General features: G+C 38.8%; 26 protein-coding genes and 1 pseudogene. 15 read left to right on the forward strand and 12 right to left on the reverse strand.

From position 1 onward, the window contains the following. Positions 1–26: 26 nt before the first annotated feature. A complete protein-coding gene (locus tag AC1DSL_RS06080; protein ID WP_477531548.1) occupies positions 27–437 on the reverse strand; it encodes a VOC family protein in 411 nt (136 codons plus the stop codon). 59 nt (positions 438–496) lie between these two features. Further along, entirely contained in the window at positions 497–895 is a 399-nt protein-coding gene (locus AC1DSL_RS06085; protein WP_477531549.1) for a DUF3139 domain-containing protein, read from the reverse strand. Positions 896–1,071: 176 nt separating this feature from the next. Between AC1DSL_RS06085 and AC1DSL_RS06090 the strand changes: the two genes are divergently transcribed. The 4 genes from AC1DSL_RS06090 (at position 1,072) to AC1DSL_RS06105 (ending at position 4,622) form a co-directional block, all read left to right on the forward strand. Then, positions 1,072–1,290: a hypothetical protein gene (locus AC1DSL_RS06090; RefSeq protein WP_016429389.1), complete on the forward strand. Its 219-nt coding sequence runs from the start codon at positions 1,072–1,074 to the stop codon at positions 1,288–1,290. Positions 1,291–1,414: 124 nt separating this feature from the next. After that, positions 1,415–2,779, forward strand: a complete 1,365-nt coding sequence (gene rlmD, locus AC1DSL_RS06095) for a 23S rRNA (uracil(1939)-C(5))-methyltransferase RlmD (RefSeq protein WP_342542951.1) — start codon at positions 1,415–1,417, stop codon at positions 2,777–2,779. A 112-nt stretch (positions 2,780–2,891) separates the two neighbouring features. Beyond that, positions 2,892–3,854: a tRNA dihydrouridine synthase gene (locus AC1DSL_RS06100; protein ID WP_477531550.1), complete on the forward strand. Its 963-nt coding sequence runs from the start codon at positions 2,892–2,894 to the stop codon at positions 3,852–3,854. 561 nt (positions 3,855–4,415) lie between these two features. Next, on the forward strand, positions 4,416–4,622 hold the full coding sequence (locus AC1DSL_RS06105; RefSeq protein WP_016429386.1) for a hypothetical protein: 207 nt from the start codon (positions 4,416–4,418) through the stop codon (positions 4,620–4,622). Between the two features lie 278 nt (positions 4,623–4,900). Here AC1DSL_RS06105 and AC1DSL_RS06110 read toward each other — a convergent pair. Further along, a pseudogene (locus AC1DSL_RS06110) lies at positions 4,901–5,093 on the reverse strand (hypothetical protein); the annotation flags it as partial. Positions 5,094–5,196: 103 nt separating this feature from the next. Between AC1DSL_RS06110 and AC1DSL_RS06115 the strand changes: the two are divergent. The 7 genes from AC1DSL_RS06115 to AC1DSL_RS06145 all read left to right on the forward strand — a co-directional run bounded on the left by AC1DSL_RS06115 (position 5,197) and on the right by AC1DSL_RS06145 (position 12,032). Then, the gene (locus AC1DSL_RS06115) at positions 5,197–5,916 is read left to right on the forward strand and encodes a VCBS repeat-containing protein (RefSeq protein WP_477531551.1); all 720 of its coding nucleotides are present in this window, start codon (positions 5,197–5,199) and stop codon (positions 5,914–5,916) included. Between the two features lie 389 nt (positions 5,917–6,305). Continuing rightward, positions 6,306–6,887, forward strand: coding sequence for a helix-turn-helix domain-containing protein (locus tag AC1DSL_RS06120; protein WP_477531552.1), 582 nt, complete (start codon positions 6,306–6,308; stop codon positions 6,885–6,887). A gap of 40 nt (positions 6,888–6,927) precedes the next feature. After that, on the forward strand, positions 6,928–8,049 hold the full coding sequence (gene eutH, locus AC1DSL_RS06125) for an ethanolamine utilization protein EutH (RefSeq protein WP_477531553.1): 1,122 nt from the start codon (positions 6,928–6,930) through the stop codon (positions 8,047–8,049). Continuing rightward, on the forward strand, positions 8,033–9,811 hold the full coding sequence (locus AC1DSL_RS06130) for an aminopeptidase P family protein (protein WP_477531554.1): 1,779 nt from the start codon (positions 8,033–8,035) through the stop codon (positions 9,809–9,811). Before eutH ends, AC1DSL_RS06130 begins: the two co-directional genes overlap by 17 nt. Before the next feature lie 51 nt (positions 9,812–9,862). Beyond that, complete coding sequence (locus AC1DSL_RS06135; protein ID WP_158268345.1) at positions 9,863–10,012, forward strand: hypothetical protein; 150 nt, start codon at positions 9,863–9,865, stop codon at positions 10,010–10,012. 372 nt (positions 10,013–10,384) lie between these two features. Then, complete coding sequence (locus AC1DSL_RS06140) at positions 10,385–11,485, forward strand: glycerophosphodiester phosphodiesterase family protein (RefSeq protein WP_477531555.1); 1,101 nt, start codon at positions 10,385–10,387, stop codon at positions 11,483–11,485. A gap of 151 nt (positions 11,486–11,636) precedes the next feature. Next, positions 11,637–12,032: a VOC family protein gene (locus tag AC1DSL_RS06145; protein WP_477531556.1), complete on the forward strand. Its 396-nt coding sequence runs from the start codon at positions 11,637–11,639 to the stop codon at positions 12,030–12,032. Between the two features lie 245 nt (positions 12,033–12,277). Here AC1DSL_RS06145 and AC1DSL_RS06150 read toward each other — a convergent pair whose 3' ends face one another. From AC1DSL_RS06150 to AC1DSL_RS06180, 7 genes are all read right to left on the reverse strand, one after another. After that, the gene (locus tag AC1DSL_RS06150; protein WP_477531557.1) at positions 12,278–14,224 is read right to left on the reverse strand and encodes an ABC transporter permease; all 1,947 of its coding nucleotides are present in this window, start codon (positions 14,222–14,224) and stop codon (positions 12,278–12,280) included. Further along, positions 14,214–14,975, reverse strand: coding sequence for an ABC transporter ATP-binding protein (locus tag AC1DSL_RS06155; RefSeq protein ID WP_477531558.1), 762 nt, complete (start codon positions 14,973–14,975; stop codon positions 14,214–14,216). The genes AC1DSL_RS06150 and AC1DSL_RS06155 overlap by 11 nt, the downstream gene beginning before the upstream one ends. 106 nt (positions 14,976–15,081) lie before the next feature. Continuing rightward, positions 15,082–16,086 carry a sensor histidine kinase gene (locus tag AC1DSL_RS06160; protein WP_477531559.1) on the reverse strand — a complete coding sequence of 335 codons (1,005 nt, stop codon included), beginning with the start codon at positions 16,084–16,086 and terminating at the stop codon, positions 15,082–15,084. After that, a complete protein-coding gene (locus AC1DSL_RS06165; protein ID WP_477531560.1) occupies positions 16,076–16,774 on the reverse strand; it encodes a response regulator in 699 nt (232 codons plus the stop codon). The genes AC1DSL_RS06160 and AC1DSL_RS06165 overlap by 11 nt, the downstream gene beginning before the upstream one ends. A gap of 129 nt (positions 16,775–16,903) precedes the next feature. After that, positions 16,904–17,563, reverse strand: coding sequence for a hypothetical protein (locus AC1DSL_RS06170; RefSeq protein WP_477531561.1), 660 nt, complete (start codon positions 17,561–17,563; stop codon positions 16,904–16,906). Between the two features lie 281 nt (positions 17,564–17,844). Continuing rightward, on the reverse strand, positions 17,845–19,404 hold the full coding sequence (locus tag AC1DSL_RS06175; RefSeq protein ID WP_477531562.1) for a glycine betaine uptake BCCT transporter: 1,560 nt from the start codon (positions 19,402–19,404) through the stop codon (positions 17,845–17,847). Between the two features lie 74 nt (positions 19,405–19,478). Beyond that, positions 19,479–20,135: a hypothetical protein gene (locus AC1DSL_RS06180; protein WP_477531563.1), complete on the reverse strand. Its 657-nt coding sequence runs from the start codon at positions 20,133–20,135 to the stop codon at positions 19,479–19,481. 299 nt (positions 20,136–20,434) lie between these two features. Between AC1DSL_RS06180 and AC1DSL_RS06185 the strand changes: the two genes are divergently transcribed. The 3 genes from AC1DSL_RS06185 to AC1DSL_RS06195 all read left to right on the forward strand — a co-directional run bounded on the left by AC1DSL_RS06185 (position 20,435) and on the right by AC1DSL_RS06195 (position 23,087). Continuing rightward, positions 20,435–21,193, forward strand: coding sequence for a DUF6710 family protein (locus AC1DSL_RS06185; RefSeq protein ID WP_477531564.1), 759 nt, complete (start codon positions 20,435–20,437; stop codon positions 21,191–21,193). 421 nt (positions 21,194–21,614) lie between these two features. Next, complete coding sequence (locus AC1DSL_RS06190) at positions 21,615–22,385, forward strand: hypothetical protein (protein ID WP_477531565.1); 771 nt, start codon at positions 21,615–21,617, stop codon at positions 22,383–22,385. 231 nt (positions 22,386–22,616) lie between these two features. Continuing rightward, complete coding sequence (locus AC1DSL_RS06195) at positions 22,617–23,087, forward strand: hypothetical protein (protein WP_477531566.1); 471 nt, start codon at positions 22,617–22,619, stop codon at positions 23,085–23,087. A gap of 308 nt (positions 23,088–23,395) precedes the next feature. Here AC1DSL_RS06195 and AC1DSL_RS06200 read toward each other — a convergent pair whose 3' ends face one another. Further along, the gene (locus tag AC1DSL_RS06200; protein ID WP_477531567.1) at positions 23,396–23,674 is read right to left on the reverse strand and encodes a hypothetical protein; all 279 of its coding nucleotides are present in this window, start codon (positions 23,672–23,674) and stop codon (positions 23,396–23,398) included. 213 nt (positions 23,675–23,887) lie between these two features. Continuing rightward, the gene (locus tag AC1DSL_RS06205; protein ID WP_477531568.1) at positions 23,888–25,363 is read right to left on the reverse strand and encodes a protein adenylyltransferase SelO; all 1,476 of its coding nucleotides are present in this window, start codon (positions 25,361–25,363) and stop codon (positions 23,888–23,890) included. Between the two features lie 192 nt (positions 25,364–25,555). Between AC1DSL_RS06205 and AC1DSL_RS06210 the strand changes: the two genes are divergently transcribed. Continuing rightward, positions 25,556–25,687: a hypothetical protein gene (locus tag AC1DSL_RS06210; RefSeq protein WP_477531569.1), complete on the forward strand. Its 132-nt coding sequence runs from the start codon at positions 25,556–25,558 to the stop codon at positions 25,685–25,687. The last annotated feature ends 74 nt before the right edge of the window (positions 25,688–25,761 follow it).

Raw genomic sequence — 25,761 nt, forward strand, 5'->3', positions numbered from 1 at the left:
CAATAAGGAAGCCCCCTTCCATATGATTAATAGATGGGAAGACTCAATTGCCAAGAAACACCGAATCGATCGTTAATCCATCCAAACTTTGGACTGAATGGATAGGCACCCAGAGGCATTAACACTTCTCCGCCTTGAGATAATTTCTCGAAAGCTTGATCAATTTCTTCTTCGGAGTCACATGTCACAAACAATGAAATCGACGGGGTGAATGTAAAAGCATGCTGAACATAACTGTCACTAGCCATGAACTCTTGTCCTTTAATAGAGAATATAGCGTGCATAACTGAACCTTCTTTGCCGCCTTGGTTCGCTTCGTAACGAGTAATATTAATGATTTCGGACTGATCAAATAGTGACGTATAGGTATTGATTGCTTCTTCCGCAGCCCCTTCAAACATTAAAAATGAATGAATCTTTTGTTTTGCCTGTTCCAATGTAATCGCTCCTTGAGAGTGAATTTTTTTTGTGTAAGCGCATAAAAATGAAAACACGACTATCTTTTTTCAACTCTTTCAATATTACCACCCGAATTGAAATACACGTCCATGAATTCTTCATATTTAGCAACCTTGTTTGTCAGTTCGATAGAAGCATTTCCAACAAAAGCCGACACATATACCATATCCCGAGACTTTTCGTAAACGTACCTGTATTCTATATCTGGATCGTCGTTGAAATATATATCTTTTACATATCCGGAATCGAAGTGGTCATAGAAATCTCTTTCGATTCTTGCTTCCCCCAGATTTGCCCCTTGTAATTCAATTACCTTGCCAATCCGATCATCCGCCAATTTTTTGTCATGAAACGAATTTAACTTAATCACCACAAAACAGATCAGGATGGTTGAAACCACTTTAAGGAGAAATTTGGGGAACTTCCTCATTATCATTTCGATGCCCCCATTTTATTTTTACATAGTCTATACAAAAAAACTTCTAGTCTGTTAAGCGTAGTTTACTATTAACCTATAAATTTTCATAGTTCCAGAGTAAATTTAACACCAACCCAGAGTGACTGCACATATTTTGCCAAGCTCCATATGGTATCCAAAAGGAGTGATTTTTTATGAACTGGCAACAAAAAATCTGGCACTTAATTGGTCAGCCGATAGGTGTTTCATTTACAAATGGTCAAGGAACTTCCGGTATATTATGCAATGCTGATGGTGATCAACTTTACATCATGGAGTACTTATATCACACGCAATTTGCGATTAAGCATTATGAATATCAAACGATTCAAGACATAAATCCATTTCCACCTTGTCAGCAGCGCTTATATTAAGTAGGAGACGCTGAAATGATCATCGTTAATGACATGTTAAGGTGAATAGATAAATGGTATAAGCCATTCTGCTTTTTTCATGCCTTCATGCTACAATAAAGGCAATTGAAATGGAGGAAGTTGAATGTCTTTACCAGTACAAAAAAACGACCGAATCACGGTTCATATAGAAGATCTGACGCATGACGGAGCGGGAGTCGCCAAAGTAAATGGCTACCCGTTATTTATCGTGGGCGCACTGCCTGGAGAAATGGCAGAAGTCCATGTCCTGAAAACCTTGAAATCGTATGGCTTTGCCAAATTGATTGAAGTTATCAAACCATCTGAACACCGTGTTGCACCACCGTGCCATGTATTTGATGAATGTGGAGGCTGCCAAGTTCAGCACCTATCCTACGAGGGACAGCTTCTGTGGAAACAGCAAATGGTTAAAAATGCGATGACTAGAATCGGCAAGCTGCCAGACGTGCCTGTCCTTCCTGTAAAAGGAATGGACAACCCTTGGCGTTACCGCAACAAATCTCAAATTCCATTCGGTTTGCAAGATGGACGAGTGGTCGGTGGGTTCTATAAAACCCGTTCACATGAAATTGTCGACACGGATATCTGTATCATCCAGACCGAAGAAGCGGACGACATCCTGCGTGAACTGAAGAAAGAACTAGGCAACCTAGGCATCATGCCGTATGAAGAAAAATCTCACCAAGGGATGCTGCGACATGTTGTTGTGCGCAAAGGCCGTGCAACTGGTGAAATCATGGTCGTGCTCATTACGAAGAAAAAGAAATTCAAGGAAAAAGACGAAGCAGTGGCCGTTATCCAACGTATCTTGCCACAAGTCACTTCCATCGTTCAAAACGTAAACGAAGAAAAAACAAACGTTATCTTCGGCGACAAGACCATCACACTTTGGGGCAAAGACGCCATTGAAGATTTGATCGGTGATGTGCGTTTTGAAATTTCAGCTCGATCATTCTACCAAGTGAATCCAGAACAAACCGAAGTGTTGTACCAACAAGCACTGGACTACGCTCAACTAACAGGTGGAGAAACCGTCATTGATGCCTACTGCGGCATCGGCACCATTTCTTTGTTCCTCGCTAAAAAAGCGAAACAAGTACTGGGTGTGGAAATCGTTCCACAAGCCATCGAGGACGCTAAGCGAAACGCTGAAATCAATGGCTTCACGAACACTTATTTCGAAGCTGGCCCAGCAGAAGTCGTCATCCCAAAATGGTATAAAGAAGGAAAAACTGCCGATGTACTAGTAGTCGATCCTCCACGTAAAGGATGCGACGAAGCATTATTGCAGACGATTTTGGAACAAAAGCCGAAACGTGTTGTTTATGTATCATGTAATCCAGGTACCTTGGCAAGAGATTTACGCATATTAGAAGATGGTGGATATGTTACGCAAGAAGTACAACCAGTCGATATGTTCCCACAGACGACACATTGTGAAGCGGTGGCTTGGTTGGAGTTAGTATAATATATAGAAGAACGTATTTCCCATCGAGGATACGTTCCTTTTTTCATTTGGATTTATATTTTTTGACCGAGAGTTTGAAGTTGTATCCATAGTGAGAGGATTTGAGTTCGAAATGATAGATAATTTTTGGCGTGATTTACCACGACCATTTTTTGTACTTGCACCAATGGAAGATGTGACAGATGTTGTTTTTCGTCACGTAGTAAGTGAAGCCGGTCGACCGGATGTATTTTTCACAGAGTTTACAAACTCGGATAGCTATTGTCATCCAGAGGGCATGAAAAGTGTGCGTGGCCGTTTGACTTTTACAGAAGATGAACAGCCATTGGTGGCACATATTTGGGGGGATAATCCCGAATATTTCCGTCAAATGAGTATTGGCATGGCAGAGCTAGGATTTAAAGGCATTGATATTAATATGGGCTGCCCTGTACCTAATGTGGCATCGAGAGGGAAGGGTAGTGGCCTTATTCTGCGTCCAGACGTTGCGGCAGAACTTATTCAAGCAGCAAAAGCGGGCGGACTGCCTGTCAGCGTGAAAACACGACTTGGCTATGAGGATGTAAATGAGTGGGAGGAGTGGCTAACGCACATTTTAAAACAGGATATTGCGAACCTTTCTATTCATTTACGTACAAGAAAGGAAATGAGCCAAGTAGATGCGCATTGGGAGCTAATTCCGGAAATCAAAAAATTACGTGACCGTATCGCACCAAATACGCTGCTAACAATCAATGGAGACATTCCTGACCGTCAAACTGGGATGCAGCTTGCTGAACAATATGGTATTGATGGCGTTATGATCGGGCGAGGTATTTTTAAAAATCCTTTTGCTTTTGAAAAAGAGCCAAAAGAGCATAGCAGTAAAGAATACCTTGATCTTTTAAGACTGCAGCTTGATCTTCAAGATCAATATGCGGAAGCACTGCCACGTTCAATCACAGGGCTTCATCGTTTTTTCAAAATTTATGTCAAAGGATTCCGTGGAGCTGGTGAATTAAGAAATCAATTGATGAACACGAAATCAACAGATGAAGTGCGTACATTGCTTGATAACTTTGTAAAAGAATGTTGATGTTAAACAATAGCAGATGGCAACGAGAATCTATAAAAGATTCTCGCTGTTCCGTCTGCTTTTATTTCTAACCTTTCGATTAGGCGGTGCAATAACTCTGGTGTTAAACTATCCAACTTTGTAATGTGAGCAAGCTGTTTCTGAATTATTATCACTTGCTTATGGTTTGAGGAATTATTAAGTTTCTTTTCTAATTCCAATTTAGTGTGACCAAGTTGCTGCAAAATCGACTCATTTTGCTGTATTACCTCTCTATAGTCTTGCTGGGTAATTATTTCGCTGGCACGTAGTTGAATGAAATTTGTTTTCTGTTTTTTTATAGTGCTTATTTATAGTGTTTATTTGCAAGTAAAAGGAATGGCTTATGGAAAAACAATTAGACATTAAATTTAAAAATCCTTAGTAAATTTGACAATGATTATCAATTTCATTTAACATGAATTAGTTACATTAAATTGACATGATTTTTGTTTTTTAAAAAAATCTACTTTTTTATTTCTTAATGTATTAGATTTCTATTAAGATATCACTTTCAAGAACTATCAAAGGGGTAAAATATAAATGAACTGGAAAAAAAGCGGATTATGGATTATTATTTTTTTCACTGTAAAAGGTACGCTTTCTACACTATTAATTGTTACAGGTGCTAAATATTTTAATTTATCATATATGCAAATTTTAGTACTAGTACTGGTCTTGTTACTGATTTCTCTAACAGGTCGTAAATTCCTTCATAGACGTAAACAAACCAGTAAAGCAAAAATGTAAAACGGAGTGCCAAAGAATTGGCGCTCCGTTTTTGTTATATATTTAGCATATGCTTCTACTTGTTGTGGAGGGACCAAAGATGGTGGTGGTGAAGTTGGTGCTCCTGCATCTGGTCATTTACCTATCAACTTGTACTCACATACATGTGTATTTTAGCTATAAAAGATTTACTTACCCTTATGGTGTCATATAAGTATTGATCTGCATATGGTACACCAAGTAATTGCCAAGTGATTATAGAGGCGAAGTCCTTTCTTCTAATGGATGAGATCGAATTGTTACGAATCAAAAAGATATGAATTATGGAATCGTATCATACATTTATGGAGCCTAACTTTTTTTTTACACATAACAATAATTTTATAGGGAGTGGTTTGGGCTGGTATGCTCATTGTGGTAGGGCCATATACGAACAAGTAAATTTCGGTTTGCAGGATTTAAGGTGAAGGTTTGATTGTTCGGTAATAATATCGGGGCATAAGATATTACTTAATAAATACTAATAAACAGTAGCTAGAATTCTTTTAGAACGTAGGAAAATGATGATTATAGGTATTATGTAAAGGAGCATGTTATGAATAATTATTACGATTGGACGGATATGAATCCTCCGAATGTAGTTTCGTTTGCTCGTGGAGATGTAACTGGGGATAGAGTACCTGATAATGTCTATTTAACCGGCATAATGACTCCAGATAGTCCATTTATTCAAAATATCACCCTGCTCGTTCAAGATGGAAGATCCGGAGAGTTAAGAAGTGTCTCACTTCGTGAAAATGCAGGCTACAATCCTACTGTATTCTTGGGGGATTTTACTGGGAATGGAGTAGATGATATTTTCATAAGTATTGCTACAGGTGGTAGTGGTGGAATTATGTACCATTATATTTATTCCTTTGTGGATAATACAGCACAATTATTATTTGATTTTAATGTATATAATGAGCAGTACCAATATGAGGTTACTTATCAAGATTATTACAAAGTGGAAGTTGTTAGCATGATAAATAATAAAAAGTACATTATAGACATCTCAACAAAAGGCAGCGAGTATTTAAATGAAATATATGATGAAAATGGCAAACTGAAGAGTCCTATTACTGGATTTGTAAATCCTCTTAGTGGTTTATATCCTGTAGATTTTGATTTAAATAAACGGTATGAGCTATTGGCCTATCAGAAAATTACTGGAAGATATAATGCTGATTCTTTAGGGTTTGTTTTGAATACTTTAGCATGGTTGGATAATAGGTTTGTTTTGCAAAATCAGTATGTTGCTATTTTGGGATATTAGGATATCAAATTTAAAACCTCATTTAGATACACCACGGGGAACCTTACCACAAATAAGTGCGGTTTTAAATTAAATTAAATAAAAAACTAAGGCTGATTTTCTTTACTAAAAGAAAATCGGCCTTTATAAATCATATACAGATTTTTTCATGTACTTTTATTACTGTGTAGTTAATCCACCATTTTATTTAACAATCTAGGCGCATAGATCTAATAGATCAAGCGTCTTTTTTTTGTGTCAGATTGTATTATTCTACGGACTGTTCTTGCGAGAATATATGATAACGTTAATCAAATGAATTTCATATTTATGAAATTATTTCATAATAGATTGAATTTTACTCTGATATATATTATATTATTCACGAATATGAAATTTGGGGTGAAGAGATGAATATAGGAATGGAAATAAAGAAATTGAGGACTGAAAAAGGAATTACTTTGAAAGAGTTAAGTGAAAAAAGCGAACTATCTGTTGGATTTCTGTCTCAATTAGAAAGAGGGCTTACTACCATAGCTGTGGATTCACTTGAAAAACTAGCTGATATTTTGGAAGTACATTTAACACATTTTTTTGATTATCCACTTAAAAGGAAAGATATGGTTTTAAGAAGTTATGAACAAAAAATAATGGATTCAGTAGAAGGTGGTTTTATTAAGTATAGTTTAAGTACAAATTTGGAAAATAAACAACTTGTTCCAAGGCTTATAGAAATTCTTCCTCAAAAGAAAGATGAAGAAATATTATCCTATAAGCATGAGGGAGAAGAGTTCATTTATGTTTTAGAGGGTATATTAACAGTTTACATAAATGGTGAGAGGCATGAAGTATATCCTGGTGACAGTGTTCATATGGACTCAAATATTGCCCACAATTGGGCTAATTATACTAATAAAATGGTCAAGCTTATAGCTGTTAATACGCCTAATTATATCTACAATAGAGGATTTGATAATACAGATGCTTACTAGTAAAGACATTATATAAAGTTAATAGAAAGTGGTAATTACAATGGATAAATTAATATTATATCTAATTGGTTCTTTTTTTGTAATCGGAGCTATTGATTATATTACCGGAAATCATTTGAAACTAGGTGGGAAATTTGAGGAAGGCATAAAGACCATGGGGGCTTTAGGGCTTGGCATGATAGGAATAATTTCATTAGTCCCTATATTTACAAATTTTTTATCTGTTGTGATTATTCCAATCTGTAGATTTTTTCATCTAGATCCCTCTATAGTTCCAGCAGCATTTTTAGCTGTAGATATGGGGGGCTATCAAATGGCTAATAAGCTAGCATTGACAGAGGAAATGGGGGCATTCTCAGGAATTATCATTGCATCTACTTTAGGAGCCACAATTAGTTTTACAATACCTGTCGCGTTAGGGATGCTTTCTAAAGAGGATGAAAAATACTTTTCTAAGGGTGTGTTGGTTGGAATTATTACTATACCAATAGGATGTCTTGCAGCAGGCTTATGGCAAAAAATAGATATCAATATATTAGTATGGAATCTGGTACCTATATTTGTTTTTGCCATTATTTTAGGGGCAGGATTATTAAAAGTTCCTCATGTTTTTATAAAAGTTTTTAATGTATTTGGAAAGCTTATAGTGAGTTTGAGTACTGTTGGGTTACTTTTACAAGGTATAGAAGTGATATTTGATGTAAGGCTTGTATCAGGATTAGCACCACTATCTGAATCTACTGTTATAGTAGCCAAGATCGCACTTGTTTTAGGTGGAGCATATCCTATGCTAGCGCTTATTAATCGAATTTTTAAAAATAGTTTTGAAAAAATAGGGGAGAAATTTGGAATTAATTCAGTGTCAGTAGCAGGCATTCTAGGAAGTTTAGCTAGTAATCTGCTGATATTTGGAACATATAAGGAAATGAATCCTAAAGGAAAAGTGGTATGTACTGCCTTTGGAGTAAGTGGAGCATTTGTATTTGGTGGCCAACTTGGATTTGTGTCAGGAGTAGCACCAGATATGATAGGAGCATTTATAATATCAAAGCTTACAGCCGGAATAATTAGTATAGTACTAGCCGCATGGCTGTATGACCGTGAAAGTAAAGAATTTAGTCTTAAGGAAAATGGAGGTATTAGTAATGAATATCAGAGATAGGGTCGAAAAGTTAAGGCAGCTAATGAAAGAAAATCAAATGGATGCTTATATAATTCCCAGTTTTGATGCACATCAGAGTGAATATGTAGCAGAACATTGGAAATGTAGACAATGGATATCGGGATTTACAGGGTCAGCAGGTACTGTAGTTATTACATTAGAGGATGCTGGGTTATGGACAGATGGTAGATACTATATTCAAGCTGAAGAGCAGCTTGAGGGTTCAGGAATCAGATTATTTAGAATGATGGATCCAGGGGTACCATTTTATTCAGAATGKCTAACAGATGTTCTTAATGAAGGAGGCATTGTGGGCTTTGATGGAAATGTTTTTTCAATTAATATGGTTAAAAAGATGGAAAAAGATCTAAAAGCAAAGAGAATCGCATTAAAAATGGATCAAGATTTAATTGGTGATCTGTGGGAAGATAGACCGGAGATTCCTAAAGGACCAATGTTTACTCATGACATAAAATATGCAGGCAAATCACGAGTAGAAAAATTAAGTGAAGTAAGAGAAGAAATGAAAAATAAGGGAGCAAATTATTATATTTTAACTTCCCTTGATGACATTGCATGGCTTTTAAATATAAGAGGAGCCGATGTGCCTAACAATCCAATTGTAATAGCTAATGTAATCGTAGCAGAACATAAATGTTATTTATTTATTGATTCTTGCAAGGTTCCCGCTTTGGTTAAATTAGAACTGGAGGCTGAAGGAATCGAGTTAAAAGCGAATCATGAAATACAAACATTCTTGAGAAATCTTTCAGACGGAGATGCCGTTATTTTAGATACGAATAAAACAAATATCAGTTTATATAATGCCATTAACAGTAATACAAAGAAAATTGAAATTCCTAACATCACGACTAATTTAAAAGCTATTAAAAATGAAGTTGAGATAAAAAATTTAAAATGGTGTGAAATAAAAGATGGTTTAGCCATGGTGAAATTTATAAAATGGCTAAAAAACTCTGTAGATAAAGAAGAAATTACAGAGATTACTGCAGAAGAAAGATTAGAAGATTTCAGAAGGGGGCAGGAAGGATTTGTTGGACCTAGCTTTGATACGATAGCGGGTTATAAAGAACATGCTGCGATGATGCATTATAAAGCCAATAAAGAAACCCAATATACTCTTAAGAATGAAGGTCTTTTTTTAATTGATTCAGGCGGACAGTATTATGATGGAACAACAGATATTACAAGAACGATTGTTTTAGGAAAACTTACCGATGAACAAAAAAGAGATTTTACTTTGGTGTTAAAAGGATTTATTGCATTAAGCTCAGTAAAATATTTATACGGAGCAACAGGCTCTAACTTAGATGTTTTAGCAAGACAACCAATTTGGCAGTATGGTTTGGACTATAAATGCGGGACTGGACATGGGGTAGGTTTTTTCTTGAATGTTCATGAAGGACCACAAAGCATAAGGAATGATAATAATAATGTTATATTAGAAAAAGGCATGATTATTACGAATGAACCCGGAATTTACCTCGAAGGTAAATATGGAATTAGAATTGAAAATATGATGTTAGTAGTTGAAGACGAGAAAACAGAGTTTGGTCAATTTATGAAGTTTGAAACAATCACGTATTGCCCAATTGATTTAGCCGGTATCAATAAAGATATGTTAACAGAGAGTGAAAAGCAATGGTTAAATAATTATCATCAAGAGGTATACACAAAGCTAGCTCCTTATTTAAATGAAGAAGAGAGAGTATGGCTAAGGGAAGAAACTAGGGAAGTATAAATAGGTATTGCCGAATACAAGTAATATTTATCACCTTAAAGTATAAAATCAATGAAATTCACTAACCTTGCAGATTCATTTAAAGTACAAGTAGAAATTACAAAAGAGACATATGGCTTAAATGGAATTCTAGGTGTTTACTTTATGATTAAGTTGGATCTAATCATTGATTTTAGAGAAAAAGCAGCGATTCGAAAATAAAAAAAAATTCATATAGATGTGCCACGAAGAAGCGTATCATAATGTTATTCAATAATATGGCACTGTAATGGAGCAATGAAAAATAAGCCTAATTTCTCAGCGTTAAAATGAGAAATTAGGCTTTTTAATATTGAATTTTCCTTAACCATAGTAGGCTTCCGATTAAAAGGGGAAAAGTTCCATTCTCTCGAATAAAGCAAGAGTTAGTGCAGCGAATAATTAACCCCCTCAATGAAATTATTTAATGAAAAGGGCGGCACCAAGACCATTTACTTATTTATATTTACTTTCTCTTATTATCATATTAATCAAGGATTTACATCAATCATCTAAACTTATAAGAGTAATAGATTTTATAAGGAGATGAGCAATATGAAGAGGAAAAATTTTATATTAGCAACAATGGCTACCCTTATGGTGTGTTCAGCGGCAAGCCAAGTGTCAGTTCAACCAGCCTCAGCCGCTATAAACCCGTCTTGGTCACACAACTCGAAGAGCTTTGGTCCCAAAGAGTTTGATCTTCAGGCGCACCGCGGCGGACTTGGGCTCACCGTTGAGTCCACAATTGCATCGTTTTCCAAGGCCCTCGAGCTCGGGGTGAGTACACTCGAACTTGACGTGCAGATTACCGAAGACCATCAAGCAGTTATTACTCACGACCGTAAGATATCGGGTGCCAAGTGTAAAGACAAAGGCCCGGCATTTGCTGGCGACCCCGAGTACCCTTATGTTGGCAAGTATATAAAGGATCTAACTCTTGCTCAGGTACGTACGCTGGACTGCGGTTCACAAATGTTGCCGCAATACCCAGGTCAGGCCCTGAGCACTGGTGCACAGATACCACTTCTATCCGAGGTTTTCGATCTTGTCAAGCTCTACAACGCTAATAATGTCTGGATGAATATCGAGACGAAGGTGGAAGCCGGGGCACCGGAGCAAACAGCTCCACGTGAAGAATTCGTGCAGATTGTTGCCCAAGAGGTTCGCGAAGCCGGAATGCTTAACCGAGTTTCAATCCAAAGCTTCGATTGGGGTGCGCTCATGCGAATGAAAGAGGTTGAACCTCGCTTGCCCCTAATCGCACTGACTAACGGTCCTCAATTCCTGCAACCAGGTCAGCCGGGTGCATCTCCTTGGTTGGGTGGTATTGACATAGACGACTTTGGGGGAGACCTCGTTGCGGCGGCCCACTCGTTCGGCGTTGACGCCATTTCACCAGTTCATGGTTTCCCGCAGAATGGAAAAGTCACTGATGAGAGCTATGTGCCATATGTGACAAAGAGTATGGTTCAGGATGCGCACAAGTACGGCATGAAGGTCATTCCGTGGACAGTCGACGACGAGCCTACTATGGACAAGCTTATCGATGATGGCGTAGATGGAATCATCACTGACTACCCAGACCGCCTACGTGTGGTCATGGAGCAGCATAATCTTAAACTACCTAAGAGTTATTCTGCTCGCAAAGAGTAATGGAAATGAAAAATTTTTATATAGTTGAAAAAGGAACCTGGACTATAGATAGAGAATACTTACATGATAGAAACTCCTTTTATCAAGGTGGAAGAATGTCCATTTGCCTTTGGTGAAAGACAATGTATGTAACAATTAATAGGAGGTAATTATGGGGAGATTAGTTCATTTCGAAATTCATGTGAATGACATGGAACAAGCAAAGAAATTTTATGGAGAGGTATTTGGATGGTCATTTCAAGATTATAGTGAATATGCAGGAATGCCTTACTTTGGAGCTGTGACTGGTGATGAAAAGGAACCTGGAATCAATGGCGCTTTAATGCAACGTCAAAGTGCTCCGCCGGAAACAAACCAAGCTTTAAATGGATTTGCTTGTACAATGGGAGTGGAAAATTACGATTTAACGGAAGCAAAAATTATTGAGAATGGCGGCAAGGTCGCAATGCCCAAATATGCTCTGCCTGGAATGGCATGGCAAGGATACTATAATGATACCGAAGGCAATATATTCGGAATTCATCAGCCCGATGTGAATGCAAAATAGAATCTTTAACCCTATGGCATTTACATGAAAAGACAGCTTCTCCGGATTAAAGGAGAAGCTGTCTTTTTTGCACTAATGATAGGGATGATGATAATCGTATTCTAATACAGAAGAGATGCCGCAGAAGAGGATAACTTCTTGTTCCACTTCACACTTAGAAAACTAGGATCGTCACAAAACCTCAATAATAGAATGAATACTAGAAGATAAACTCGACTCTAGCAGTTCGTTCTAATCCGATGCTACTAAAGAGCCTCCTTGATCACCTTCTTGGAATACAGAACTGACAATAGTCCAAAGATCGAATACAAAGCTGTGTAAATCCCCATGACGATAAACATCGGAGCCCATAGCTCGGTCCCGAACAGGAACCAGCCTGATTGGACCGCAAAGTAGCTGTGTGCGAGTCCCACGATTAAAGGAATGCCGAAATTGAACAGCTGTTTATAGCGGATTCCTTTCAGCAAATCGCTTTGTGTAAAACCAAGCTTTCGCAGAATGGTGTAGTTCGGTTTTTCTTCATCACTCTCGCCCATCTGCTTGAAGTACAGGATACAGCCGGAAGTGATTAGGAAAGTGAGCCCGAGGAATCCAACAATGAACATGGCTAGGCCCATCGTATTCTTCTGCTTCTTGCTTATATCCAGGCGGGAATCGTTGTTATAGTTGCCACTTAATCCGTTTTCTGCAAACAGTTCATTCGCACGAACGATTTCCTTTTCATCGGCTATGTCGATGCCGATATAAACCATGGATTCTTTTTGAATAGCGGGATCCACATCATTTTTCAATCGCTCGAACACAGTTTTGTCGACGACAGCGATTGGAAGTCCACCATCCGTGAAGTACCAGGAGACGACGAAGTCCTTCTCCATCCCTATGAACTTCTGTGGTATACGTTCTGTTTTGCCAATCAGCTCAATGTTTCCTGAGTCTTTAATTTTGATGATTTTCTGGAGCAAATTGCTGGTCCCAGTGAAGACCGTTTCATCCTCCTTGACATCAATGCTTTTGACACTGCTGTCGCTGACGACAGGAAGCGACATGGCAGCTGCATCCTTCGCAAGCTCCGGCAGTTCTGTTTCCATAATGTCTGAGGCATTGATTTTCACAGTGAGGACGTCGATCAAAGTTTCACGGTACTTGATGCCCTCTGTCTCAAGTGAATACTTGAATTTATCAGCGGCAGCTGTATCCGTCAGTGAAAAGTGAGCGGGGGAATAATCCGTTGCCGTCTTTTCTGCTGAATAATAAGAGATATAGCTTAAGCACAGCAAGCCAATTGCCAGTGCCGATACTGCCGTGATAATCGTCAGCAGCAGTGCGTTTGATTTCAGCCTAAACTGGATGGAGGACAGTGACAGCACTTCATGGACGGTTAAATGACCATCTTTTTTCTTTCGGATCAAATTGGCAAGGAAACTGACCGACCCTTTATAGAACAAGTATGTCCCGATAATGACTGAAGCGAGTGTGTATGCCATGGCAATGAAAAGCCCAGTCATCCCCGAGAAATCGCCTTCGAACAATCTGGATGATACGAAGTATCCTGAACCGATTAAAAACAATCCTGCAATGCCAATGGTGATTTCCCATTTGGATGTTTTCTTCACATGGCTTTCTGTGGAGGAAGTCAAAGTGAATAAGGATAATATGCTTTGCTTTCGGATGAACAAATAATTCATCACCAAAATCAATAAAAAGATCCCGATGAAAACAGCCAGTGTCTGGATGAATGCCTGTGTTGAAAACTGGAGGGTGGCCGCAGTATCCACTGCCGTCAGTTTAAATAGAATCATCAAAGCCAATTTAGAGAATGAAAACCCGATAAAAATCCCCAATACGATCGAGCTAAAATAAAGGATGAGATTCTCGATGCTTAGGATGCGGAATATTTTCGCTTTGGTCATGCCGATTAGTTGGAACAAGCCGATTTCCCGGCTGCGCCGTTTGATGAAAATCGTATTGGCATACAGCACGAATATTGTAACAATCGCCACGAGCAGGATGGAGGCTACACGGATGGAAGCCCCGCCTTTGATTGTGCCTTTCGTTGCATCCATCGCCGGATCGTATTGCAGGGTGACGAATGAGAAATACAGTGCGACACTGAATACGAGTGCAAATACATATAGATAATAATTTTTGAGATTCTTTTTCAGGTTGCGGAAGATGATGATGTTAATGTTCATTCTGAACTCCTCCAAGCACACCCTGCGTTTTGATGATATCTTCGAAGAACGTCTTTCTGGATTGATTCCCTTTATGCAGTTGCGTATACACTTGGCCGTCTTTGATGAAAATCACCCGGCTGCAGAAACTGGCAGCGGTAGGGTCATGTGTCACCATGGCAATAGTTGACTGTCTCTGCCTGTTCAATTCACTCAGTTTGTTCAGCAAGTCTGAAGCGGATTTTGAGTCAAGAGCGCCGGTCGGCTCATCCGCGAAAATAATGCTTGGTTCATGGATGAATGCCCGTGCTGCGGAAGTCCGCTGCTTTTGGCCGCCTGATATTTCGTTCGGATATTTATGCGCAATCTCCAGAATGCCGAGCCCACTAGCCAATGCCGTAAACTTGTCTTCGGCTTCCTTTTTCGGCAATTTGGTGATTGATAGCGGTAGTAGGATATTTTCCTTTACCGTCAGAGTGTCAAGCAGGTTGTATTCCTGGAAGATGAAACCGAGATGGTTTTTGCGGAACTCGGCCAGCTGTTTCTCCTTCATTCGGTTCATTTCACTGCCATTGATCTGGATGGTACCTTCGCTTACATGGTCGATAGTGGAAAGAACATTCAGCAAAGTCGTCTTGCCGGACCCGGATGCGCCCATGATGCTGACGAATTCTCCCTTCTGGATACTGATGTCTATGCCTTTCAGTACTTCCTGTCTATTTAACTTGCYGCCGTAGCTCTTACGGATTTTTCTTGCTTCCAATATGTTCATATGTCCATACTCCTTTTGTTTTGTTGGGATGAGTTAATTATAAAAAGGAATGACATGTTAATCCTGCGATTGGCCGAACAAAAAACAAAAGCATGTGACACTTTTGTCACATGCCCTGTAAGTTCACAAATTCATTTTGTCTTGGGAATGATAAAGTGGCAGTCGTCCCTTGGCCAATCTGAGACTCCACATCAATTTTGATGAGAAGGGGGGCAGCTGCTTTTTTCGCCAAATAGAGGCCGATGCCGGTCGAGGCCTGTTCCYGGTGATTGGTCGTTGAAGTGAACCCTTTGTCAAAGATTCTTGGAAGGTCTTTCGGATCGATTCCTCTTCCTTGGTCCACTATATCCAGGAAGGTCTGGCCGTCTTGACTGTAGCTTCGAATCTGGATGTCGCTTGCCTCACTATATTTGATAGCATTGGTCAACAGCTGTCGGATGATGAAGGACAGCCACTTAGCATCACTCAGTACGTCGGTTATGTCGAGCTGTATGTCAAAGCCAATGCCTTTTTGTATGCACCATGATTGCACGGTTTTGATTTCAGTGAAAACAATCGATTCAATATTGATTTGTTCGATATAAAGGTCGTTCTCGATGACCATCAGACGTTTTTGGTGGAGTTGCTGGTCCAAAAGTAAGTGAATCCGAAGCCATTCTTGGTTCAGCTGGGCTTTCAGCGATTCATTTTCGACGCGTCCAATCATCAATTGCATGGCGGTCAAAGGAGTTTTGACTTCATGAATCCAGGATAGAAGATCGTCTTTCTCCTGCTCCAAATGGATGCGGTTTTCTGACAGCTCTGCTTTCAGCAGCGCAGTTTGCTCCGTGATGCTGCGCTCGACAATTGTTTCAAAAGGGCTAACAGGTTCGGCAACTTCCGAAAGGTCGAGGCTGCTTTCCCAATCTTCCAGGCTTCGGTAAAATCTCGTTTCTTTAATATAACGGAAGCACAAAAAGACGACAAAAAGTAGGAAGGACAAGAAAGAAATATAGAGTATGGGGCCGAATGGGATCGCCGCATCAATATAGGCAATGAACAGGCCGAAAACTTGCAATGCAGCGAACAGGAGAATCCAGCTGACTCGTTCGGTCAGGAAGTTACGAATCATAATTCTTTGCCTCTTCAAGCGCCATATATCCCTGTCCGACTTTCGTTAGTATGTATTGTCCGAGTCCTAGCTCATCAAGGCGCTTGCGCAGCCGGTTGACATTGACCGTCAGCGTATTGTCGCTGATGAAGCGCTTGTCGTCCCAAAGGCTGTTCATCAACTGGTCCCTGGTGACGATTTTATTCTTCTGCTCTATGAGGAGCTGAAGGATGAAGCTTTCATTCTTGGTCAGTTCAATTGATCCTATATCATTCGAAACCGTATTCTTTTCAAAATCAACCGCGGCACCGCACCAAGTCCTCAGGCTTACAGGATCAGAACTATAGTTGTAAGCACGGCGAAGAATCGCCTGGATCTTCGCAATAAGAACCTCAAAATGGAAAGGCTTCTGGATAAAGTCATCAGCCCCAAGCTGCATTGACATGACCATGTCTGTGGGATGGTCACGGGAGGACAGGAAGATGATTGGCACATTCGAATGCGACCGTATCATCCGGCACCAATGAAAGCCATCAAATTTGGGCAGCTGGATATCAATAATGACCAGATCAGGCTTAACGGATATAAACTCATCCATGACATTGTTGAAATCATGGATTCCGAAAACTTCGTAAGACCACTGCGAGAGCCTGTCCTGTATTTCATCAAACAAGGAAGCATCATCTTCAATTAACAACAATTTGAACAAAAAAATCACCACACAGCCGTTTAGTATTACTTAAATTGTATAGCAATTTCTGTCAGTTTGCTAATTGAAATTAACAGCAAGCAAACGAAAAACACTGCCCGGGGGCAGTGCTAATATACGTTCATTAATTTATTGATCTTGTTTTTGAAGCCCTCCGTCATCAAGGAATCTAATACGCCCGATTTTTCCTTCTTCAGGACAAATGGCATCTCCAGTAATTTTAAATTCCATGGATTTCTCACCTTTTTTGGTGTACTCAACCAGCACGGTAAAATCGTAAGTTAGAGGTGTATTCGGGTTTTTGCTTTTTATCACCTGAATGTCGAGGACCTTTATTTCATAAGAATAATCTTCCCCCATGTGGTGAGGATGCAACGCAAGGGATCTAATGTAGAAATCATACTCGCTATCCGTGAAATATGGTCCATACGCCTTTTTAAAGAAATCCATATAAGCCTCCCGTTCAGGAGTGCCTTCTGTTGGGTCCGAAGTATAGACCGTTCCTTCTGCATCATTTTCGTAAATCTCATCATATTTTTTGGAAAGGTTTTCCCATGATTTTATATATTCCTCATTCGGAACCGTATAATCATGTTCAATTACAGCCGTGATCGCAGCTATGTTTTTTTCATCGTTCAACACAACGTCATCCGCGCCTTGATTTTCAACTTTTTCATCGGTCGACACAACTGTAGTTTCACCTTGAACTTCAGTTTTTTCCTTCGTACAGCCAGTCATCAGCAAGCAAGCAATTAGCATGAAGCCACTTATGCACCTTAGCTTATGCAATATCCCATTCCTCCTTCATTTAATACACCTTTCCTTGGTATACGAATCAGCAACTAAAAAGTTTCAGTATTCTGATAAATATTCCTGTTTATGGAAAGGGTGGACTTAGCCACTTTAGATCGCAACAAAAGAAGGACCGGTAAGCAAAAGCTAATGGAATTCGGCTTTACAAATTTCTGACTATCTAGTTTACACGGAACATTCGCAGACTTGAACGTTGAGCAAAATAGTAATATGAACACAAAAAACTGGAGCCCCCAAAAGGCTCCAGTTTTATCGATTCAAATATTTTTAAAGGAAGATGGCGTCGTTTTCCTTACCACTGTTCTATGACTTTTACTTCTTGGTTGTATGTCCAATTCACTTTGCAGTCCTTTCAGCAAGGAGTAGCACATGAAGATCATAATGATCGCAAATGGAAATGCCGCTGCAATAGATGCAGTTTGCAATACTTCTAATCCACCCGATATTAGCAGGACAGCTGCCACTGCGGATTGAATGATGCCCCATGTCATTTTGATTTTATTGGAAGGATTTAATGTTCCACCTTCACTCAGCATACCTAATACAAATGTAGATGTATCTGCAACGGTTACGTAATAAATGGCAACTAGAGCAAATCCCATGATGCTTAATACGGAACTTAACGGAAGATGATCAAAGAATGTGAAAATTGCCAGAGACACATTGTCCTTTATATAAGTGGCCAGTTCATGGTTTCCTGAGTCGACTACCATATCAAGAGCGGAACCGCCAAAGATAGACATCCAAATACATGTACCAAGGGTCGGAACGATTAACACGCCTATGACAAACTCTTTTACCGTTCTCCCCCTCGATATTCTAGCGATGAACATCCCGACAAATGGTGCCCATGCAATCCACCAAGCCCAATAAAATAATGTCCAGGATGCAATCCATTCGCCTTCACCAAATGGTCTCATCCTTAAACTCATTTGGACAAAATCATTGATATAGAGCCCAGTAGTATTGAAGAATACTTTAATGATGGTCAGGGTTGGACCGACAATAAGAATTAATAATAAAATGGCAAACGATATAATCATTGCCGCATTGGATAAGTATTGAATGCCCTTCTCCAAGCCAGTGTTGATTGAAATGAGGAAAATAACTGTAGCCACGACAATGACAATCAGCTGAACAGGTAACGTATTCGGAGCACCGAATATGGAATGCATCCCTGCAGTAACTTGCAAGGCTCCAAGGCCAAGAGATGTTGCAATGCCAAAGACAGTTGCAAATACCGAAAGAATATCAATTGTTTTCCCAATGGGTCCATAGATTTTATCTTTCAGAATCGGATAGAAAACAGAACTAATGGCTGCAGGCAGTTTTTTGTTGTATTGGCAAAGAGCAAGAGCCAGTCCAATAACCGTGTAAATCGCCCATGGATGCAGACCCCAATGGAAAAAGGTATATTTCATGGCAGTATTGGCTGCATCAATAGTATAGCCTTCTCCGTATGGAGGGGTCGTATAATGGGTGACAGGCTCGGCGACACTCCAGTAAACAATCCCTATTCCCATCCCAGCTCCAAACAACATAGCTAGCCAGGAGGCGGTATTGAAATCAGGCCGGTCTGTCGTTTTCCCTAACCGAATATGGCCATATTTAGAAAACAACAAATAGATGGAAAAAATCACAAAGAAAAGGGTAGCGCCGATATAAACCCATCCAAGATAATCAATCGATGCATTATAAATGGTATCGGTCACTTTCGTAAGAAGATCTGTGAAAAAGATCCCCCATGCAATAAAGATTAAGGTCAGTAACAGTGAGATGATAAATACACTGTTTTCTTTTAGCTTGTTAACGTTCATGGAAACCTCCAACAGAAATAAAATGTGAAATTAAAAAGGCAGATAAGTCCGATTGTGAAGATGAAATATAGAAATCATTGATCAAGAAGGTTATATAGAAATTCCCATTTTTCAGTGTTCATCAACTCTTCAAGTGCCAACTCTAAATTGCCACCGAGAAATACAGAATTGCCTTGGATGGCAATAACCATTGCTTCGATTGATTCATCTTTATCATTGCTTCTATACACATCGCCTATAGAAGGTAGCATATCAGCATTAAAGTTTGACAGGTCATTCAAGTTACTATCATCAATATTTTGAAGGTCTCGGTATTCAATCGGGTTGCTGTGTTCATGGCGGCCCGGAACCATCAAAAGATACTCATTATGCTTAACCCCGTTAGACTTGCTTGTAACAACCCCTTTAGATTCAGCGGATGCCACTACCTCAATTTCATTTAAAGAATAATGATCCAAGTAATCAGGGTTGGGGTGTGTAATTAAGATGTAATCTCCTTCTTCAGCTTTTCGATCCTTGCTGAGGGTATAGATGTTTTTATTGAAAATAAAGCTATCCAGCTCCTTTGGCTGGTACTTATCGATTTCCGCCGCACTGCTTAAATGCTGTGATAAATCCCTCAATTTCATAAGATGGACAGATTTTCTATACATAGGTTTTACCGAATAAACCTTGTGCAATTCATTTTGAAAATATACAATTTGCCCTTTTCTAACCTGATACAGTTTCACAGAAACCTCACCCTCCAAATAATTACGCATTTTATTTCTAGTTTTTTTATAGACCCTATGATTATTTAAGGATACTAAATGTCCATATTAAGTATCCCCTAACCAATTAAACTTAAACATAAACATTGATTTACAGAAAAATTCGACTGTTAGATAATAGAGGGAATTCTAGAGAGGGAATATTTCCAAACAGTAAAATTCCATGTAATGCTAATTGGCTAAAGGATGTACAGAAAAGACTAAGAATTTATAGCCAGCAATCTTCATATGTTTAATTTACATATGAAGGAGGCTTTAAAATGTTCGAATATAGAAATAGGCATTCTAAAGGCTTCATGCATCACAATGATGAATTCCATACATCATCAATTAATTTAGAGATTAAAAACAACTTTGATATGATTATGGAATTTACTCAATCAGTTTTGAAAGAGGTAAAGGATTTTAATAATGGAATACATGAAGAGTATAATCATCCATTGATCGATGTTATTAGATTAATTGGAAAGCAACTGCAATCTATCTATTTATCGAATCTTTTATATGTAATAGATGAATCCGATTTACCGAGTTTATATCCAAAAGAAGTGCTATTTGATCCAATAACCAGGATTTCTTTGGATGGTACAACGTTTACAGATGTAATGAGAGAACTAAAAACGGATAGGGTCATTTCTTTAGATCGGGATTTAGTACTACCATGGTCTTGGAAAAAATCTAGGTTGGTCACTTGTATTGCTCTGATTGGGGAAGGAAGAAGAATGGGGCAGTGGCGTCAAGATCACAATAATCATTATGTGGATTTGTGGTTACCAATGGGGGTAGCATTTGTTTATGGAGGAAATCATTCAATATCAGCTGGTATCATACAAGGCAAAGGAGAAATAATTCCTAGGTATGTTTATGACATTAGTGATGTGTATGATTATGTGTATTGTGATGGCTTCCACTATTATCGAATCGAAGATGGGTCCATCATTTCTAAAGTTATAAATGCTGAATTTGCAGCGATTTTTGAAATAGGCCGAATGATGAGGGAAATGTCCATAAGTTATTAGCAGCCGAAATTGCATGTTCGGCTGCCTTATTTTTGAGTGTGTCATCATGTGGGTATTTCACATACCAAAACAATCTTTTTGAAGATATTATTTCAAGGTATTTTAGTATCTGGCTGTCCAATCAGGACAGCCTTTTATAATGGGAAATAACTGCTTTGGTTAAGGAAATATTTTTAAGGCTACATTTACAATAAGTTTTGGCATAAACAAGAAAACGCTGTAAACATTAAAATCACCAGCGTTTTCTAATAGATGGGTGATTATTTATTGGGCAATAGTTGGAAAATGAGTTAAATGTAGTAATATATAAGAATAACAAAGATTTGTCGAAATTTAAGCAAAGTGAAAATAAGTAAAGGGTGCCCGCGTAATGACTACGAATAACAGAGAAGTTGGGGAACAGGGTTAAGGGGGAAGTATTTTGGAGCTGAAAATATGGGAGATTGATTTTGATGTGATTGGTCCTGTATCAATTGAGAGAGATATACGTTTTAAACAAGAAAAAGGATTTGATCACCATCAATTCTATAGTGATATAGCACTGTCAAAAAGCCATTATGGTTTTAAAGCAACTATTACGGCTTATGCAGATACTATAGATACTGCTGAAACGGTTGCTAATGTTTATTTCGGAAGAATGAGAGATGTTTTATCTCTATCAAATGATATACCTATCCAATTACATAAATATGAAGGTAGTTTGAATAGGACAAGGAATTTTACAAGTAGAAGGATATTAACAAAATCCAATATCATCACCGCCTTTAAAATGGCTAGAGAATTTGAGTCTAATCAGCCAAAACTTTTAAGAGCGATTGGGTGGCACTCTAAGGGCAAGGTATCGCATAATGCAATCGACCAATTTTTCGCTTTCTGGAATGTGATAGAGATACTCGGAAAGGAATTTCATACTGTAACACCTCGAACAGAGGATGGAGTGAAAAATCAAATTTATCAGTGCTTTATAGATTATTTTGGAGAGATAATAGATTGGGATTTACCAGATGGTTGGATAGATTCCATGTATGAAAAGAGGAATAGGATTTTCCATGGTGCTGAAGATAACACTCTCGAGGCCATTAAGGAAACGTCGAATATGATTCCCCTATTAGAAAAAACATCAAAAATGTTAATAGATGAAATAATTGATAAAAAATATGATAGGTCTGAATTTCAATACTTTGAGTTCTAATTTTTAGCAGTTCCAAGAGATTAATATAGTATGTTAACAATAGGCATACAATAGACACCGGTGCTCTCCATTGCAACGTGAGTACAGGCATGCTCCTTAATCCAATCAATTAACTGTAATAAAAATACAGTTTTAGCTGGTCATATTAAGTGTCATGGCCATATTACTCGTCATCAGTTTGATTTATTGGATTACTTCTAACAATCCGGGTTCCTTTCCACTAAGCAAGAATTGATTAAGGAAATCAATCACATTTTCCCGCAAGCAAATGTAAAAGAGATTCAGGACACCATCGAGCTTGATGAAAAATATGTATTTGTTCCGTTTATATCGGAAGAGAACAAATATGGAGTCAGTCAATGGGTATGGCAAAAAAGAGAATGGAAACTTGCGAGAGTCAATACAGGAGGTGAACCACATTCATGGCGTATTGAGGATGGAGATTTTTCCACTAGCCACTTGGTGTGGAACATTGCTCCTGAAACATCCATTGAAAAGCTAGAGTTCTATCTGATAAAAGATTGGTCATTCCACATTTCGGAAGGTATCGATTACTATGATCCAGGTGTTCAGCTTGAGGAATTAGTTGAACTCTCGGACACATCATTCGGTGCCATGCCATTGCCGGATAGTTGGTCATCCATTTTGGCTGGATGGCCTATGATCGTTCAGGCAAAGTGCTTCCTACTGTTAATGCGTTGAATGGAAGTGGCTTTACTGGTGGCGATGAACACATTGAGCATATCAGGTTCCTGGATGAGTTAGAGATTGAGACAGTCGAGTAGCAATTGGAGTAATTATTAAATTTCCGAGAACCCAAAATATGAGCCTATTCAGATGGAGAAAGAAGATGTGTTGATTAATGGGAAGGTTATTGGGGTTATAAAAAGTCAGTAAGTTGATTCAAAAAGAATGAAAAACGGCGAATCCTGTAACCCTACCGTGTTTGTTTTTGATATAGGGTAGTAAGAATGTGAGTATTTAAAAAGCTCCACATATGTGGAGCTTACTTAGATTTTATTAAGAATCCAATCTTGGATTTCATCTATTAAATCTAGTCCAACTTTTAAAGTTCCGAGGACTGTGCCTTTTCCGATGATTTTTAACTCTGGTGCAATCTTAATTCCTTCAATACTATAGCTAACTGTATCAATATGGTGAAGCGGAATTCTTACTGTATTAATCAATCCAGCACTCTTTAAATATCCATTTTCAATAGATATTTTGTTTTGTTTCCATGAATATTCATTATCAGTTTTTGTTAATGCACTTCCGAACAATCCCATCATTTTGCCTCTTTTCAAATTTAACTTACATGTAAATTTTACAAAGACAATTAATGAATTGAAAGCAAATTATCTATGGTAAATTATGGGCGCGTAATTATTTGTTACAATTTTAAAAAATGGTGGCACTTTTTCCTCAAAAATGTACAGGTACCAATAAGAGAAAAGGTGCCAGCCACTGTAATTCATTTAATCCATTCACGATGATCTTAAATATCAAGTACCACAAAAAGTCCGATAAGAACTTGCTGAATCCCCAGGCACCATACAATAATCAGCCTTTTCACTCGTATGTTCAAAAGGACTCGAAAGAACTTCAAGCAACTTCTCCATCACGCCATAATCCCCACGTTCAACTGCAGCTTCCAGTGCTTCTTCTACCCGATGGTTACGAGCAATAATTGCAGGATTAGAATTCCTCATCAACTGTTGAGAGGAATCTTTTGATTCTTCTTGTCTACTTAATCTCGCCTGCAAACGCTCATTCCACTCTACAAATTCTTCACTGTTGAACAGGTCCGTATCTTCTAGTGTATCTAAAGTGAGTGCACGGAACGTATTCGTATAATCCGCATGATGCTTCTGCATGATATTTAAGAAATCTTCAATCAAGGTTTCATCCTCTTTTTCTTCATTAAAAATTCCTAGTTTTGCTCTCATTCCTGCATACCAGTTTTCGTGATACAACTTGTTGAATTCTGCAATCGCGTCTTGGGCTATTTTGATTGCTTGCTCCTGATCGTCATGGAACAACGGCAATAATGTTTCTGCAAGGCGCGCTAGATTCCAGCCTGCCATGTATGGCTGATTGCCGTATGCATAACGACCTTGCTGGTCAATGGAACTGAATACCGTTGCTGGATCGTATTCATCCATAAATGCACAAGGACCATAGTCGATGGTTTCTCCGCTGATGGTCATGTTGTCAGTGTTCATTACCCCGTGAATAAAACCAACGAGTTGCCATTTGGCAATTAAGTCAGCCTGACGTTTGATGACTTCTTGGAGTAACGAAAGATATCGATTTTCATTACCTGCAACATATGGATAATGACGCTCTATTGTATAGTCAGCTAGCGTCCGGACGTCTTCAATTCCCCCGAAATTTGCAGCGTATTGAAAAGTACCGACACGTAGATGACTGGCAGCGATACGGGTTAGAATGGCACCAGGCAGTTCGGTTTCGCGGATGATTGACTCACCGGTTGTCACTACTGCGAGGCTGCGGGTGGTAGGAATTCCAAGTGCATGCATGGCTTCGCTGATGATGTATTCGCGCAACATAGGGCCAAGTGCCGCTCGACCATCACCCCGGCGGGAATAAGGTGTTGGACCCGAACCCTTGAGTTGAATATCAAACCGTTCACCTGATGGCGTGATTTGTTCGCCAATCAGCAGTGCACGGCCATCTCCTAACATGTTAAAATTCCCGAATTGATGCCCAGCATAAGCTTGAGCCAGTGGTAATGATCCTTCAGGAATGCTATTGCCTGCAAGCTCCGCTACGCCGTCTTTACTTTTTAACTCATCAATATTCAATCCAAGTGATTCTGCCAAGGAATCATTAAAGATTATTAACTCCGGTGAGTGCACAGCATTTGGGGTGATCTTGGTAAAAAATGAATTAGGGAGTCGGGCATAACTGTTGTCTAAGTTCCATCCGTTTTCAATTGCAGCTTTTTCTTTAGTCATTGTATCGCCTCCATATTTCTTGTGATTAAATAATCATTTAGGTATTTCTATGATATTGAGTACTATGCTTTATTCACTGAACAAGGACATTCTATTTTAGTGTTTTCTACTGTACTTTTATTATACCCATGCTACTTCTAAATATCGCTCTTGAAACACCTTTACGCATGTACCGAACTTTGAGTGGTTGAAATGTTCTATTTAAATGAAGAACCGGTTGTACTGAATGGTGAAAAGGTTGAAAAGCTGATAGGAAGAGTCCCAACTAATTCATATGAAGAAGGCTTGAAACAAACCATTGCATTTATGAAACAGAACCAATAGAAAACCATTTCAAGTCCGTTGTCAGCTTGGCACTTCATTTCTTTTATCTCAAGATTTTCATGATACGATAGGGA

It is taken from the genome of Paenisporosarcina sp. P4_D4 (genome assembly GCF_056401835.1).

Coding starts and splice junctions, on each gene's coding strand:
- AC1DSL_RS06085 (WP_477531549.1), bottom strand. CDS start 895: ATGATAATGAGGAAGTTCCCCAAATTTCTCCTTAAAGTGGTTTCAACC.
- AC1DSL_RS06090 (WP_016429389.1), top strand. CDS start 1,072: ATGAACTGGCAACAAAAAATCTGGCACTTAATTGGTCAGCCGATAGGT.
- rlmD (WP_342542951.1), top strand. CDS start 1,415: ATGTCTTTACCAGTACAAAAAAACGACCGAATCACGGTTCATATAGAA.
- AC1DSL_RS06100 (WP_477531550.1), top strand. CDS start 2,892: ATGATAGATAATTTTTGGCGTGATTTACCACGACCATTTTTTGTACTT.
- AC1DSL_RS06105 (WP_016429386.1), top strand. CDS start 4,416: ATGAACTGGAAAAAAAGCGGATTATGGATTATTATTTTTTTCACTGTA.
- AC1DSL_RS06115 (WP_477531551.1), top strand. CDS start 5,197: ATGAATAATTATTACGATTGGACGGATATGAATCCTCCGAATGTAGTT.
- AC1DSL_RS06120 (WP_477531552.1), top strand. CDS start 6,306: ATGAATATAGGAATGGAAATAAAGAAATTGAGGACTGAAAAAGGAATT.
- eutH (WP_477531553.1), top strand. CDS start 6,928: ATGGATAAATTAATATTATATCTAATTGGTTCTTTTTTTGTAATCGGA.
- AC1DSL_RS06135 (WP_158268345.1), top strand. CDS start 9,863: ATGAAATTCACTAACCTTGCAGATTCATTTAAAGTACAAGTAGAAATT.
- AC1DSL_RS06140 (WP_477531555.1), top strand. CDS start 10,385: ATGAAGAGGAAAAATTTTATATTAGCAACAATGGCTACCCTTATGGTG.
- AC1DSL_RS06145 (WP_477531556.1), top strand. CDS start 11,637: ATGGGGAGATTAGTTCATTTCGAAATTCATGTGAATGACATGGAACAA.
- AC1DSL_RS06150 (WP_477531557.1), bottom strand. CDS start 14,224: ATGAACATTAACATCATCATCTTCCGCAACCTGAAAAAGAATCTCAAA.
- AC1DSL_RS06175 (WP_477531562.1), bottom strand. CDS start 19,404: ATGAACGTTAACAAGCTAAAAGAAAACAGTGTATTTATCATCTCACTG.
- AC1DSL_RS06185 (WP_477531564.1), top strand. CDS start 20,435: ATGTTCGAATATAGAAATAGGCATTCTAAAGGCTTCATGCATCACAAT.
- AC1DSL_RS06200 (WP_477531567.1), bottom strand. CDS start 23,674: ATGATGGGATTGTTCGGAAGTGCATTAACAAAAACTGATAATGAATAT.
- AC1DSL_RS06205 (WP_477531568.1), bottom strand. CDS start 25,363: ATGACTAAAGAAAAAGCTGCAATTGAAAACGGATGGAACTTAGACAAC.
- AC1DSL_RS06210 (WP_477531569.1), top strand. CDS start 25,556: ATGTTCTATTTAAATGAAGAACCGGTTGTACTGAATGGTGAAAAGGTT.